Below are 14643 nucleotides of genomic sequence, written 5' to 3'. Positions count from 1 at the left end.
GCCTGCCTCTTGCTCGACTGTTGCTGAAACGCAAGAATCATGAGGAACGTTTCGCGGCTCAGTGGCGAAGCGCGTCGAGATATTCGGCCATGCCATCGACCGAGCGCGGAAGGCCGGCGCGCGACACCATGAGATCGGTCACACCGAGCGCTGAATAGCCCCGGATACGCTCGCGAATCTCATCGATCGGCCCCACCATGCTTCCGGCGGCGACCAACGCGTCCGGGATTTCGGCAACGGCTGCGTCCACGTCCCCATGCTCGGCAAAGTCGGCAAACGCGCGCCCCGCGGCAAGCAACTCGTCGATGCGCATATGGGCCCGCACCCGATGCATGATGCCTTCGACATCGAGCGCAGGGTTCTCCAGCACCGCCGCCATCCCTGGCAAGGCAAGCACGTTGGCGACGAACCGTTTCCGACTCGTGAAAAAACGGTCCGGAGCATCGGTCACGACAATGCCCGGATCGGCGATGAATCGCAGCTGCGCTGGATCACGGTCCGCTGCAAAAGCCGCCGTCCGGACGGTGGCGATCGCGCGCTGGAGATAGGTCGGAGTCGACATGAGACTGAACAGAACCCCGTCCGCGTGTCGCCCGGCCACTTCGAGCGCTTTCGGACCGACAGCGGCGAGGTAAATGGGTGGCATCTGCGTCGGCCCGACCACACGCTTCCACTCACGAACCCGGAACTCGCCGTCGATTGACGCTGATCCTGCAGACCACCATTGGCGCAGGAGGCGCATGGTTTCCTCCAGCCGCGCGACGGGATGGCCACGCTCCATCCCGAGCGCGTGCTCGTACCACTCGGGTTGCCCGCGGCCCAGCCCAAGAAACGCCCGGCCCGGGGCCAGGCGATCGAGTGTCGCGACCGAGGCTGCGATCAGATTGGGATGCCGCAGATACGGATTGGTGACGCCCGTACCAAGCGCGATCCGTTCGGTTCGCTGCGAGATGGCGCCAAGCAACGCGAAGGCGTCCCAGCCGTCAGGATCCTCGGTTACCCAGATGGCGTCGAACCCCGCCGCATCGGCTTCTTGCGCGAGCTGCAGGGTGGCGTTCGCCGCGCCGCCGCGCGCCCAGTCGCGATGTTCGAACGACAGGGCAAAGCGCATGCGGGCGAGCTATCCGCGCTCCGGCCGGTAGTAGAAGACGATACCGCCCGGGCGGTCATCGCCCGTACGCCCGGCCACACCTTGCTCTCCGTTGTGCATGGTGTACGCCGAACCGCGTTCGATCGCGTCGGCGACTTCTTCTGGCAGCACCGTGGCGTAGATACCGTGCTTGGTGCATTCCCAAACGGTGGAATACCCCTCGACTGGCTTCATGCGGTGTTTGTCTCGGGGGTGGGTGCGCCCCACTTCACACAGAGGATTCGGTATGGCGGTTTGCTGATCCATGGACGGCGTTGGTGCTCCTGCGCGCGGCTATTCTCGACCCGAAAGTATGCCAGACCGCGCCCTGAGTCCTGTGATTTCGGTCATGAGACGACTCGAAGCTGCGTCGGGCTCCCTGCTTACGGACTTGAGCAGTCAGCTAGAGCTTGGCCTGCCGGACACGGTCCCACGCGATGATCCAGTCGAGATACGTCGCAATGTCGCCATCGGCTGAAACGGGCGGGTAGCCACGAACAGGCGCCGTGGCGAGCCAGCCATCGATATCGTCATACGGATAGAGGGCAGCGATGTCGGGTTGGATCATCGGCGGCGCGCCTTGCGCCACGGTGGCCCAACGGGTGCTATCGACCAGGTCGCGCTGGGCGACTGGCGAGATCATGTAGTCGATGAATTGCTGAGCCAACTCCGGATCGTGGGAGTTCGTCACCATGGAGATACAGTCGCAGAAGCTGGCGCCGCCCGGGGTCGGAAGCGCAGTGGCGAGGGCTTGCTGCTTCTGTGTGGTCAACAGGGATGCCGACTGCCAGCCAATCGTCGAAAACCGGCCGGTCCCATTGGCAACCTTCATCATGGTGTCGTACGTGCTTCCCCCGAACGATATCGCTCGGTCCTGTTTGAGAAGGATTAGGACATCGGCGGTTTCTGCCAGGAAATCCTTACTGACGCGGGTGGGATCGCCCGCGCCGCGCGCCCAATTCCAGATCCAGAAATGTCCAAGTCCATCGTCTGGCATGACCAACTGGTCCGTGTACGCCGCGTCGAGTAGCGCCTGCCAATCATCCGGCGCGCTGGCCTGACCGGCGGCATAGGCGAGGGTGAAGGTGCCCCAAAGCAGTGGAATGCCGAACAGATCATCACCGGATCGGGTCTCCGGGAGATCCTGAAACTGAGAGAACAGCCCGGACGCATTCGGTATCAGCCCGGGATCGAGCGGAGCCAGCAGTCCCGCTTCTCCCAAGGGCGCGACCAGGCCGATCACCGGCGCGACGATGTCATACAGCCCCACCCCGCCCGCGCGCAGGAAGAGCATGGTGTCGTCCGGTGTGGCGATGCCGGTGACCTCGATGCGCACGTTGTTCGCTTCGCGAAACGGCGCGGTGATCTCGTCGGAGAAGTAGCTCGGCCAACCGAGGATGCGCAGCACCCGTTGCTCGTCCTGAGCGCGCGCATGCAGCGATGGACGCGTGAGACCAGCGCCCGCTGTCAGCACTCCCGCGGTGAACTGTCGCCTCGAAAGCCGGGATCCCATCGTAATCCGTTACACCTTGGACTCGGGGAGTACGATGCCGAGCGTCGTCCCGCCATCGAGCACCAGCACCTGGCCGGTGATGAACGACGCACGGTCGGAGGCAAGAAAACCAACGGCCTCGGCGACCTCTTCCGGCGTCGCGAACCGGCCCATGGGAACCCGTTCGAGATAGGTGCTCGATCCGGACCCTTCGGTGGTGACGAAGGCAGCGCGGGTGCGCACCATGCTCGGCGCGACACCATTGACTCGTATACCCATCGGCGCCAGTTCGAGCGCCGCCGAGCGGATCAGCGCGTCGATGCCGCCTTTCGACGCGTTGTAATGGGCCAGTGTCGATTCCACATAGAAGGCGTTGGTCGAGGAGGTGACCACGATCGACCCCGCGCCAGCGGGAACCATCACCCGCGCGGCCTCTTGCACACTGTAGAACGCGCCATTCAGGTTGGTTTCGATGATGCGGGTCCAGGTCTCGTCGTCGATATCGAGAAAGCTCTGGCCAACGGCGATTCCCGCATTGGCGACCATCACATCGAGCGCGCCGAACGAATCGAGCGCGGCCGCAATCGCGGCGCGCACGTCGGATCGCACACGAACGCTTCCCGGTGACACGCGAAGCGCGGCGGGATCGCCCAGCTCAGCCACCATGTTGGCGAGCGACTCTTGTTCGATGTCGAGCGCGACCACATTGGCGCCTTCCGCCAGCAGGTGCTCGACCACCGCGCGGCCGATTCCATTCGCCGCGCCGGTCACCACCGCGGTCCGTCCCGTCAATCCTGCATGCACGTGTGCTCGTTCCCTCCAGCCGCGATCCATCGATTGGCAGGAATCCTAGCGCAGGGAGCCGTTTCGCCGGACAATAGCCGCATGAAACGAATGCTGCCCGACGACCTGGACTCCCGCCGATTCGACCTCGCCATCATCGGCGGCGGCATCAATGGCGCGGCCATCGCGCGTGACGCCGCGCTGCGTGGCTTGTCGGTCATCCTGCTGGAGAAAGACGACTTCGCGTCTGGCACCACCAGTTGGTCGACGCGGCTCATTCATGGCGGCCTGCGCTACCTGGAACACTTCGAGTTCGAGTTGGTGCACGAGTCGCTGGTCGAACGGGGGCGCTTGCTGGAAAACGCGCCCCATTTGGTTGCTCCCCTCCCGCTGGTGCTCCCGGTGTTTCGTGGCGGCAAGCACGCGCCGTCCAAGTTGCGGGTCGGGATGTACGTCTATGACTTCTTTTCCCGCGGCGATGCAATGCCCAAGCACAAGTGGTTCTCTCGCAAGGAAACCGGAGCACGTTGGCCAGAACTGACTATGGAAGGGCTCCTGGGGTCGTTTCGCTACTTCGATGCCCAGGCGACGTTTCCAGAACGGATGGTGATCGAGCAGATCGCTTCGGCGGTGTCGTTCGGCGCAGTGGCGTTGAACTACGCGCGGGTCACCGCGATCGACGCCGATGGCGCGGTCGTCACCGGTGTGACCTTTCTCGATGAGCTCGGAGGAACGACGCACCGGGTTCGCGCGCGGACGGTGGTCAATGTTGCTGGTCCGTGGGTCGATTCCGTGCTCTCCTCACTCCATCCGGAGCCGAAACGCGAGATCGGCGGCACGAAGGGATCGCACATCTTTCTTGACGCCACGAGCGCGGAACCGCATGACGCGATCTATGCCGAAGCCGAATCGGACGGGCGCCCCTTTTTCATCATTCCCTGGAACGGGATGACGATGATCGGCACGACCGATCTTCCCTATTCCGGCGACCTGGACGATGTCGCGGCGACCGAGGACGAGATCTCGTACCTGTTGCAGGAAACCAGGCGCCTGCTTCCTGCTTTCGACACCGCGCGCGAGCGCGTCCGCTTCACCTATTCCGGTGTCCGCCCGTTGCCCTATGTCGATGCCTCGTCCCCCGGCGGTATCACCCGGCGGCATTTCCTGATCGATCACTCGCCATCGCGGCAAGAGCTCTACTCCGTGATTGGCGGCAAGCTGACCACGCATCGCAGTTTGGCCGAAGAGGTCGTCGACAAGATCGCTCACGAGCTCGGCAACCGGCAGCCCTGCCGCACGCGCAACCTTCCATTCCCGAATTCACCAGGTGACGGGATCGAACCGCTGCGGGAAGAACTGATGAGTGCGTTCGGCCTGAGCGGTCCGGCCGCCACGCGGTTGAGCTCGGTCTATGGCGCCAGGTCTTCGGAGATCGCGGAACTGGCCGCGTCCGATCCGGCGCTCGCCGCGCCGTTGGCGGAAGGATCGCTGGCAATTGGAGCCGAGATCGTCTGGGCGTTCGAGAACGAGATGGCGGTCGGCTTGAGCGACGCCGTCGTCCGCCGCGCGGTCGCCGCCTGGGACGCAGATCTCGGCCGCTCCGTTGCCGAAGGCGCCGCTCGCATCGGGCAATCCCAATTCGGCTGGACGAAAGACCGCGCCGCGGATGAACTGGCTGAGTTCGACAGCTACCTCACGCGCTTCACGGTGTAGGCGCCTGGACGTTCAATCCTCGGCTCGGGTAAGCAGATTCCGTGCTTGTCGACGCTCCAGTCAAGCCAGGAACGTCGGAGACTACTGAATCTTCCCGCGGCCCAGAATCGGCCAGATCGTCTCGACGACCCCATTGCGCACACCGTAGAAGTTCTCGTGCAAATGGTTGAGCTGGTCGGAATAGCCGACGTTGAAGAAGACCCGCTCGGCCACGCGCGGTTCGGCAGACGGTTTCGCCAATTGCAATATGCCATGCTCGGCGGAAAAGGCGATCGGGCCGTTCAGGGAAAGGCCACGCGGCTCAGGCTGGCGATTGCCGGGATCGATCGTCTTCCGGCCGGCGTCGGTAATGACGCGATCCTTCGTCGGGCGGCTGGTCACTTGCGCCATGAGCGCGACGGCGGGCTGCACATTCGCGCCCTGCTGCAGGTACTCGATGTCGCCGAAAATGCCGCCGCCTGCCTGGATTTCGGTCACGCCAGCAATACCCGAGGTGGTCAGATAGGTCGCCGTTCCGCCTGCGGAAACGATGTCGACGGGGATTCCGTCAGCGCGAATCTGTTCCGCCGTCTCGACCAATGACCCAACCGCGCGGTTGATTTCGGCGAGCCGTTCGTCCGGATCCTGGATTGCCCAGCAATGCCCTTCCCACGTCATCACGCCGGCGAAACGCAAGCTCTCGCACGCGGCCATCTGCTCGGCCAGCTTGCGCGCTTCGCCACCTGGCTGCACACCGGCCCGCTGCATGCCGGTATCCACTTCGATCACCGCGCGGGGACGGGTTCCCAACCGTTGCGCAGCTTCGTCGAGCTCGCGCACGTTCTCGATGGCATCGACTGACACGCAGATATCGGCCTGCGTAGCCAGGGCGGCCACCCGGCGCGCCTTGATCGGCCCCACGATCTGGTTGGGCACGAGAATGTCGCGGATGCCGTTTGCCGCCATGACCTCGGCCTCGCCGAGCTTGGTGCAGGCAACGCCGATGGCTCCCGCCTCCACCTGCAGATGCGCGATCGCCGGGCATTTGTGCGACTTCGAATGCGGCCGCCACCCGGCCCCGCGCGACTTCACATCGGCTGCCATGGTGGCGATATTGGATTCGAGCGCATCGAGATCGATCAACACCGCCGGGGTGTCGAGCTCTTCGATCGGCAGGCCAATCAGGGTCGTCAGCATGGTTCTCGCGCGCTCCTTGAAACAATCTCTCTCATCAGTTGCGTCAGGATACCCGAGCCTTTCCGTTGTGAGGTCCAACCATGCCCCTGCTATCATTCGGCCCGTGCACGCACAAACTGAACAAGCCTTTCTTGTGGGAGGGAACAACCTGTGACCGAGAAGTCGCTTCTTCGATCCGCTCTGGATCGCCGAACCTTGCTCAAGGGAGCCGGGACTGCGGGAATCGCCGCGGCGGCATTGCCGACCCTGGAGACCGGCGCGGCGCCAGCTCCGGGATCGGCCAGATCTCTTGCCCGGAAGCAAGGCGACCCCACGACTCTGGTGGTCGCGGCCGCCGGATCGCCGTCCGACATCGATCCGCATTCATCCTATGACTATCAGTCCGTCATGGCCATCCTGGGAGCCTATGAAGGACTGATCGGTCTCAAGGGCGATAGCACGACCGAGCTCGAAGGCATCATTGCCGAGTCCTGGGAATCGAACGAGGACATGAGCGTCTGGACGTTCAAGATTCGCCCAGGCGTCACCTTTCAGAACGGTGACCCCGTCGACGCCGAGGCGGTGCGCCTCAACTACGAACGGTTCTTGACACTCGGGTTGGGACCGGTCGGCGTACTGACCCGGTTTGTCTCCGATCCGGCGAAGATCACGGCGCCCGACGCATCGACGGTTGTGTTCGATCTCGGTGTGCCGCAGCCGATCTTTCCGCTGGCCATCGCCTCGACCTATGGCCCGCTCATCGTCAACGCGAAACTGCTCAAAGAGCATGAGGAGGATGGGGACTGGGGTCATGTCTGGGCGCAGACGAATGCCGAGGGCACCGGCAGCGGACCCTACCGCATCACCAACTTCGAACCCGGCCAGATCCTGGAAATGGAACGGTTCGAAGATTACTGGCGCGGATGGGATGGCAATCACTTCGAGAAAGTCATCGTGCGCGTGGTCAGCGAAACGGAAACCCGCCGCCAGCTCCTGGAGCAGGGCGACGCGGACATCGTCGACGCGCTGAGCGTCGAAGCGTACGATGCCCTGCTGGAGAATCCGGACATCACCATCCTCTCCCAGTTCGTCACCCGCAATCAGTACTTCGCCATGGCCGTCGCGGGACCGCTGGAGACGCCGGAAGCGCGTCAGGCTATGAACTTCGCCTGGCCGTGGGTGGAGGTGCTGGAGGGCGTCTACGGTGGCCGCAGCCGCCAGCCGCGAGGCCCGGTACCGCCGGAAATCCGCGGACATGACCCGGAGACATTCCAGTACACCACCGATCTCGAGCAAGCGAAGGCGCTGCTGGCAACAGCAGGTGTAGAGGAAGGCGCCAAGCTCTCGCTCGTGATGCAAACCGGGCTCGACCAGCCGAAAGCAGCTGCCGAACTCTTCCAGCAGAATCTGGCGGAACTGGGCATCGAGTTGTCGATCGAGGTGATCGATCTCTCATCCTACACGTCACTGGTGTATGGCGAAGCCGGACCGGAGGAGCGGCCCAACTTCATGTGGTGGGGCTGGTGGCCCGACTATAACGACGCATGGAACCACCTCTATCCGCAGGTGTCCTGCGATGCGCAGGGATCGGCGGGTTCGAACATGGGCTTCTATTGCAACGATCGGGTCCAGGAACTCCTCGACACCGCTCGGAATGCGCCTGACGATGCCACCTACATGTCCGCCATGTCCGAGATGCAGGAGATACTGTCGAAAGACGATCCGCCATCGGTCTATTACGTCGAGTCGCCCTGGGTGGTCTACTTCCGCAACGATGTCGAAGGGATCTTCATCAATCCCGTCAACATCGGCACCTACAACTACTGGGCCATGAGCCGCACCGCCGCCGAATAGCAAGCAGCAGGCAGCACGCAGCAGGCAGAAAGCAACGAGTCCAGAAGCCCGAGCGTGGGCGGCTGGACTCGTTGATTGCAACGTCTGTCCGTTAATCCAGACTCTGCGTGCCGCCTGCCGCGTGCTGCCAGCTAAGTCCGGTTGATGAACTGCCAGCTGTCGCCGCGGTCGCTGCGCTCCAGGAGACTCAGACTGGCATTGTCCAGCTGCAGCCTGCGGTAGTTGGCCAGCGGCATTTCCAGGCTGTGCGCGATCAGCAAGCGTCCCGTCGTGTGGTGCGCAACCGCCAGCACCGTCCGGCCCGGTTGCATGACGTCGTAGAGAAATGCCGTCACCCGCGCCACCAGCTCGCTGGCCAGCTCGCCGGTGTTTCCGGGCCGTGTGGCGTCCGGATCGGCAGCCCAGTCGAGCCAGCGATTGCCGGGTTCGGCCAGAATCTCGGCATGGGTCTTGCCTTCCCAATCGCCGTAGTTCATTTCGTTCAGCCGCGGGTCCTGCACGATCGGGATGTCTCGCCCATCGAGGGCCAGCCTGGCGGTGTCCAGAGCGCGGCGCAATCCCGAGCAGAAAACGGCATCGAATTCGATATCGCGAATCAGATCGCCGCCGCTCCGCGCCTGTTGGACACCGAGTTCGGTCAGCGGCACGTCAGACGCGCCCGCATAGCGGTTGCCATCCGCGTTCCAGGTCGTCTGTCCGTGCCGAAGAAAATAGAGTCGTGCCGGTTCGGGCATTTACTCGACGACACCGAGCTGCTGGCGGAACCCGTAGTTGTCCCAGCCGTCGAACCCTTCCGCCACCATGCCGTTCTCGATGCGGTCCAGGCTCATTCCATCGACGCGGATCTTCCGGCCGTCACCCTGCTTGCCGAACAGCTCACCTTCGAAGGTGCCCGTCAGTGTCCAGCGGGTGAGCACCTTGTCCCCTTCCGAGATCAGATCGACGATCTCGAAGTGCAAATCGGGGAAAGCCGCGATCCATGACTTCCAATGGACGCGAAAATCCTCCCGTCCCACACCGAAGTCCTTGTCGTTCCCGGCGGCATTCTCCGCAACATAGCGGTCGATAGCCGATTCGTCCTTCTGATTCCAGATCTCCTCGAAGAACGTAATCGCGAGTTGCTTGTTCGTTTCGATCGACACGGATGCTCCTTGTTCGCACTCGTTACTGATTCCACCGCGAGATGGTACCAGCCGTGGTGGGAGATTCGATCGGGCTCGTGGACAATACGCGCCGAATGAGATGCGAAGCGAGGAGAACTGAATGGAGTTGCGAGTCGACGGCAAGGTGGCGATCATCACCGGAGCCGACAGTGGAATTGGGCGCGGGATCGCGCTACGCCTGGCGGAATCGGGAGCAGACGTGATGATCTGCTACTACTCCGACCGCGACGGGGCAGAGCAAACCGCCGCCGATTGCCGCGCCTTTGGCCGCCGTACCGGGATTGCGCAAGGCGATATCGGCAATCCCGCGGTCGTCCGCGGCATCTTCGAGCAACTCGATCTCGATTTTGGCCGGGTCGATATCGTGGTCAACAATGCCGGCATCGGCATGACCGAAAACATCGTCGATCAGCCGTTCGAAGACTTCGAGCGCGTGATGCGCACGAATCTTTACGGTCCCTGGCTCTTCATCCAACAAGCTGGACGGCGCATGATCTCCCGCAACGAGGGCGGCCGCATCATCAACATCACATCGGTGCACGAGGAAGCCTGCACCGCAGGAGCGGCGGGCTACAACTGCTCCAAGGGCGCCTTACGCAACCTGACGCGCACGGCCGCGGCCGAGCTCGGTCCCCACGGCATCACAGTCAACACGATCGCTCCCGGGATGATTCTGACGCCGATGAACTTCCGCGCCATCAGCGAGCCCGAGTATCTGGAACAGGCGGAAGCCCAGATCGTGATGCGCCGCGCCGGGCTCCCGGAGGACGTCGCCAACATGGCGCTCTTCCTTGCATCCGACCAGGCGTCGTATTGCACAGGTCAAACCCACTTCGTGGACGGCGGCTGGATGTTGACCTGGCCTCCGGTGTGATGTTTGATCCGGGGTCCGGAGAAGAGTTCGAGCAGGTGCGTGCGGCCCGACGTCTCCACATGGTTGCAGACCTTCATGGCTGGCAAAGCTGGCACGCATCTTGCGCACTCTCGGGGCCAGAATCGCTCTTTCAATGCAGGAGGGGCGCCCAAATAGGCGCCCCTCCTGGATCTGGAAATCTGCTCAGGTCAGGAGTATCCCGACTCAGGCTTCGACAGTCGCCTCTTCCACTGTCTGCTCCTCGATCGGGATCTCTTCCGTAGGAATCTCCTCGGTCGGCGCCTCGATCGTTGGTTCTTCGGTCGGCGGGATCTCGATCGTCGGTTCCTCCGTCGGCACGATCTCGATTGTGGGAACTTCGGTCGGCGGAACCGGGTCGAAGCGGTACGGCGCCGCTCCAACCCATGGAGCGCCGATGACCGGAGTCCAATCAGCCGGCAGGAGCACATAGCCCGCAGCCGCTGGATCTGCCAGGATGCCGTCGTATGTCGCCGCCAGTGTGAAGAACGACTGGATATAATCGGCTGTGCAGAGACCGCCATCATCGCAGCCCTCGCCGAACCAGACGGCCAACCCGCCATCCACCGAACCCGCGCTGGCAATCATTCCGGAAAGAATCGCGCTTCCGGTCGAGATATTCGTCGCCGGGTCGTACCAGAGTCCTTCGCCGATACCCCAGGCCGCAAACTCTTCCGGCTTGACCTGTGTCAGACCGATTTCTCCCAGCGGCGACACGAGAGCCGGTTCGCCGCCCGACATGAGCGCGACCAGCGCGGCAACCTGCGCCGGGCTCAGACCGCTGTTCGCGGCCGCCGACTGGATTTCTGGCAGCCAGCGGAGCACGGCATCGTCGTAGCGCGGATTCTCGATGATGGTCTCGGTCGTTGCGGTTTCGCTCGGAACCGTTGTCGCCGACGGAATCTCAGCCGGACCCTCAGTCGGAATCGAGGTTGCTGTGTTCTCCACCGCCGGAGTTACCCCCGTGGTGATGAAGCTGTCGGCAATCCAACCGCTCATGCCGCCCAGGGTTTCGACCGGAAGCCAGAAGTAGCCATTCGCCGGTTGTCCGTAGCCGGTCACGGTGAGCTGGGTGTTTGCGGTGAGGACCATCACAACCGTCGCCGAGGTGCCCGGAGCGGTTCGCAGGTTCACCCGCACCCGGGTATGCGCCACATCTCCCGGTAGGAAGCCGCCAGGACCCGGTGTGAAGGTCGCTCCGCCGGCAACGGTGCTCGAAGGCGTCGAGGTCGCGGTGCGCGTTGCTGTCGCGACCTGGGTGGCGACCCCGATCTTGGTGACGAATTCGGTCACCACCCAGCCATTGGTCGCCCCCATCTGCACCGGGATCCAGACGTATCCATCGGCCGAGACTCCCGACCCCGTGACCAGCAACTGATCGCCAGCCTGGAGCACCGTCAGCACGTTGCCCGAAAGGCCCGGGTTGTCGCGCAGGTTGACCGCCTCGGTCACCTGGACGATATCGCGGTTTCCAATACCGCCAATTGGCGTGACTGTCACGGTGCGGGTGCGCGTGACCGAAGGCGTTCGCGTGGGCGAGTTGACAACAGTCGCCGAAGAGGTGCGGGTCGCCGTTGCGACACCAACCTTGACGACATACTCCGACGCGACCCAGCCAGATTGCCCCTGGAACGTCACCGGAATCCAGATGCGGCCACCGGATGAAACGCCAGATCCGGTAACCAGCAACTGGCTGCCGGACGAGAGCACGGTAACCGGGCTAAAGCCAGTTCCCGGTCCAGAACGGAGATTGAGCGAAGCCTGCACTTCCACGATGTCGCCCATGCCGAACCCGCCCGGCGGTGTTGGCGAAGTGGTCGCGGTGCGACTCGCCGTTGCGGTGTGAGTGGCATTCGAGGTTGCGCTTGCCGTGCTGGAAGCCGTAGCGGTCGCGGTGGATGATGGCGTATTGGTGATCGAAGCCGTGCTGGAAGCGGTCGGCGACTGGCTCGGCGTGACCGAAACCGACGGCGTGCGCGTGGCCGTGCCGGTTGCAGTCGGTGTTGCAGTTCCGGTCTTGGTCAGATAGGCAGCCGCCAGCCAGCCGTCCTGGCCGCTATAGCGAACAGGTGCAAAGAGGCCTCCCGTGCCCATCTGTGCGGGACCGGTGACCAGCAGGGCTGTCCCTGACCGGAGCACGGTGATCACGGTGAAGTTGGTGCCTGGCCCGGAGCGGAAGTTCACGGATGCCGTGGTCTGCGCGAGATCGCCCGCGCTCCATCCGCCGAGCGGGGTCGCTGTTTGCGATCCCTGAGTCGCTGTCAAGCTCGGGGAGAGCGTGATCGACGGGGTGAGCGTGATCGACGGGGTGAGCGTGATCGAGGGTGTGCGTGTCGCGGTCGACGTTGACGACGGCCCAATCGGCGTTGGCGTGCGGGTCGGGGTAGCGGTGGCAATCAGGCTCACATTCTGCGCAGCCAGATACCCGATAGTGCCGTTGTTCGCGCCGCCGGAGGTTTGGCGGACGCGAATGAACGTGTAGTTGTCGCAAACCTGACCGAGCGAAAGCACGGAGAACCGCGTTCCCGCCGGGGCGGTGTAAATCACGCCATAGCTCGTGCACGGTCCAGTGCGCACATTGGTGGCCGTGGTGTTCTGCACGATGCTGCCGATTCCGATCACGGTGTTCGGAGGCGTCGCCGTGCGTGTGGGCGTTCGGGACGGCGTCGCCGTGCGGGTGGCGGTGCGCGTTGGTGTGGTCGTCGGCGTGGTGGTGATCGTCGGGGTATTGGTGGCGGTCGGCGTTTCCGCGTCAGCAGCAATCACCTGAATCGGGCTCGTGGAGGTGGCGCCGCTCGTCTGACCCGTGGCCGTGATCGAGTAGGTGCCCGGCGCGATTCCGCCAGGGATCGTGACGTTGCCGGTCGATCCGCCATTGGCTGCGACCTGGACCGTCGCCAGGGTGGTGTCCGCGGCAGCGACTGGGCTCCCTTCGGTTGGGCTAACCCCGCCAGCGAGCACAAGCGTGACATTTTCCGAAGCGCCAAATCCGCTCAGCGTGTTCGACAAGGACCCGCCGGCCGCGACCCAATTGTTCCCCAGCACCAGTGTGGGAGACACCGAGAATTGCTTGGTCGAGCTATTGCCCGTCTTGACGCCAACCGCGGAAATCGTGTTGTTGCCGTATTTCGCCCCAGGCATAACAAACGAGCCCGCAGCATCGCCCTGCGGCTGCACGGCCACCTGGGTCACTTCGACATTGTTGACACGGATCGAAACCGCTTCCGAGCTTCCGAATCCGGTCAGGTTGAACGGAACCACTGTTCCCACCGCTCCCGAACTACCGCCCAGGATCAGATTCGGCTGGATATTGATGACGGTGGAATGCACGGCTCCGCTACCCCGCGGGTTGGCGAAGATGTGATGTTGCCCCTGGGGAGCATTTGGCACCGTCAGCTGGAGCAACGCCTTCGTGTCTTCGCTCACCGTGGCGGTGCCGATGATCGGACCGGTGTTCGCATCCATGCGGAAATCGACCACATCGCCGGGGTTCAGACGGTTGCAACTAATCGAAACAGTTGTCCCGACCTGGGCTGCGCTGGGTGTTGCGAAACAGTCGGTCTGCTCGTCGCCACCAACGATCTGCCCATTGGAAACGGTGAAGTAATGGATACCGACATTGTTGCTGCGGTCGGATTCCAGCAACTTGTTCATGGGATCGGTTGTCGACTGGATGGCATATTCGCCATCCGGCAGCATCCCGGAGCCGAGATCGATCCATTGCTCCGGCAGCTGCCAGTCGTAGATGTCGGCCCATCCGTGCGAAAGCCCCTGCACGGTGTCATCGCAGTATTGGTAGCCACCATTGACCGGAGCGCTATCGGCTACGCGCAACAGGTCGATAATGCAAAAGCTGGTCTTGGTGCCGCGGAACTCGGTCTGCTGATACCGTCCCGTCGTGGGACTCTTCTTCAGCAGGTCATAGCGCCCGAAGTCACCCAGGTGAAAATGGTTGTGCGTCGGGTGGTAGACGATATCGGTGGCAATGCGCTGGCTACGGACGATCGACCCTCCGGAGAGCTTGTTGTAGAGATTCTGGTAGATCGGGCTGCCGTAGCCGATCTCGGCCGTGATCTCGAATGGTCCGCCCAGATTGCCAACGGTGTTGTCGAATCGCAGCAAGTAGTGAAGCTGGCCGTCATCCAACCGCTCACGAGTGAGATGGATGTTTCCCGGTTCGAGTGTGAAGAGATCGGGAAGAATCCCGGTCTGCGCCACGGCGGCCGGTGGCTGATATGGGATCAGCGCGGCAAGCAGCGAAAAGACGATGGCAACCGCCGTTGCCAAACCAAAACGGTGAAAGCGAGCGCCCATCGTTCCCTATCCCGGTTGCAGTTGCAAGTCACGCCACAGCACCGGTACAGGAGACCGGCGATGCGGTTGGGGAAGCCAGGAGTCACTGTGCGGCTTACCGACAACGGGTTGTGACCCTCATGCACACTTTCCCACATGGTCATGGTAT

At 63.1% G+C, this 14643-nt stretch carries 11 protein-coding genes; 3 read left to right on the top strand and 8 right to left on the bottom strand.

The annotated features are described in order from the left end of the window. Positions 1–58 precede the first annotated feature (58 nt). The 4 genes from R2855_05070 to R2855_05055 all read right to left on the bottom strand — a co-directional run bounded on the left by R2855_05070 (position 59) and on the right by R2855_05055 (position 3425). Positions 59–1111: an LLM class flavin-dependent oxidoreductase gene (locus tag R2855_05070; GenBank protein MEZ4530385.1), complete on the bottom strand. Its 1053-nt coding sequence runs from the start codon at positions 1109–1111 to the stop codon at positions 59–61. Positions 1112–1120: 9 nt separating this feature from the next. Next, positions 1121–1396 carry a hypothetical protein gene (locus R2855_05065; GenBank protein MEZ4530384.1) on the bottom strand — a complete coding sequence of 92 codons (276 nt, stop codon included), beginning with the start codon at positions 1394–1396 and terminating at the stop codon, positions 1121–1123. 136 nt (positions 1397–1532) lie between these two features. Next, a complete protein-coding gene (locus R2855_05060; GenBank protein ID MEZ4530383.1) occupies positions 1533–2642 on the bottom strand; it encodes a PotD/PotF family extracellular solute-binding protein in 1110 nt (369 codons plus the stop codon). A gap of 9 nt (positions 2643–2651) precedes the next feature. After that, positions 2652–3425: an SDR family oxidoreductase gene (locus R2855_05055; protein ID MEZ4530382.1), complete on the bottom strand. Its 774-nt coding sequence runs from the start codon at positions 3423–3425 to the stop codon at positions 2652–2654. 81 nt (positions 3426–3506) lie between these two features. Between R2855_05055 and R2855_05050 the strand changes: the two genes are divergently transcribed. Then, on the top strand, positions 3507–5117 hold the full coding sequence (locus R2855_05050; protein ID MEZ4530381.1) for a glycerol-3-phosphate dehydrogenase/oxidase: 1611 nt from the start codon (positions 3507–3509) through the stop codon (positions 5115–5117). A gap of 81 nt (positions 5118–5198) precedes the next feature. Here R2855_05050 and R2855_05045 read toward each other — a convergent pair whose 3' ends face one another. Continuing rightward, positions 5199–6293 (bottom strand): alanine racemase, encoded by a 1095-nt coding sequence (locus R2855_05045; protein MEZ4530380.1) that lies wholly within the window; start codon positions 6291–6293, stop codon positions 5199–5201. 150 nt (positions 6294–6443) lie between these two features. Here R2855_05045 and R2855_05040 point away from each other — a divergent pair, with 150 nt between their 5' ends. Next, on the top strand, positions 6444–8126 hold the full coding sequence (locus R2855_05040; protein ID MEZ4530379.1) for an ABC transporter substrate-binding protein: 1683 nt from the start codon (positions 6444–6446) through the stop codon (positions 8124–8126). Positions 8127–8257: 131 nt separating this feature from the next. Here R2855_05040 and R2855_05035 read toward each other — a convergent pair whose 3' ends face one another. Further along, on the bottom strand, positions 8258–8860 hold the full coding sequence (locus R2855_05035) for a histidine phosphatase family protein (protein ID MEZ4530378.1): 603 nt from the start codon (positions 8858–8860) through the stop codon (positions 8258–8260). Next, positions 8861–9268, bottom strand: coding sequence for an ester cyclase (locus R2855_05030; GenBank protein MEZ4530377.1), 408 nt, complete (start codon positions 9266–9268; stop codon positions 8861–8863). Between the two features lie 121 nt (positions 9269–9389). Here R2855_05030 and R2855_05025 point away from each other — a divergent pair, with 121 nt between their 5' ends. Continuing rightward, complete coding sequence (locus R2855_05025; GenBank protein MEZ4530376.1) at positions 9390–10163, top strand: SDR family oxidoreductase; 774 nt, start codon at positions 9390–9392, stop codon at positions 10161–10163. A 204-nt stretch (positions 10164–10367) separates the two neighbouring features. On the opposite strand, the gene R2855_05020 is transcribed toward R2855_05025, so the two are convergent. Then, positions 10368–14495 carry an SH3 domain-containing protein gene (locus R2855_05020; protein ID MEZ4530375.1) on the bottom strand — a complete coding sequence of 1376 codons (4128 nt, stop codon included), beginning with the start codon at positions 14493–14495 and terminating at the stop codon, positions 10368–10370. Positions 14496–14643 lie beyond the last annotated feature (148 nt).

This window comes from Thermomicrobiales bacterium (assembly GCA_041390825.1).
GTDB lineage: Bacteria > Chloroflexota > Chloroflexia > Thermomicrobiales > UBA6265 > JAMLHN01.
Note: the sequence above shows the minus strand (reverse complement) of the source record. Positions and strands in the feature narration are given on the sequence as shown.

Coding starts and splice junctions, on each gene's coding strand:
- R2855_05070 (MEZ4530385.1), bottom strand. CDS start 1,111: ATGCGCTTTGCCCTGTCGTTCGAACATCGCGACTGGGCGCGCGGCGGC.
- R2855_05065 (MEZ4530384.1), bottom strand. CDS start 1,396: ATGGATCAGCAAACCGCCATACCGAATCCTCTGTGTGAAGTGGGGCGC.
- R2855_05060 (MEZ4530383.1), bottom strand. CDS start 2,642: ATGGGATCCCGGCTTTCGAGGCGACAGTTCACCGCGGGAGTGCTGACA.
- R2855_05050 (MEZ4530381.1), top strand. CDS start 3,507: ATGAAACGAATGCTGCCCGACGACCTGGACTCCCGCCGATTCGACCTC.
- R2855_05045 (MEZ4530380.1), bottom strand. CDS start 6,293: ATGCTGACGACCCTGATTGGCCTGCCGATCGAAGAGCTCGACACCCCG.
- R2855_05035 (MEZ4530378.1), bottom strand. CDS start 8,860: ATGCCCGAACCGGCACGACTCTATTTTCTTCGGCACGGACAGACGACC.
- R2855_05025 (MEZ4530376.1), top strand. CDS start 9,390: ATGGAGTTGCGAGTCGACGGCAAGGTGGCGATCATCACCGGAGCCGAC.
- R2855_05020 (MEZ4530375.1), bottom strand. CDS start 14,495: ATGGGCGCTCGCTTTCACCGTTTTGGTTTGGCAACGGCGGTTGCCATC.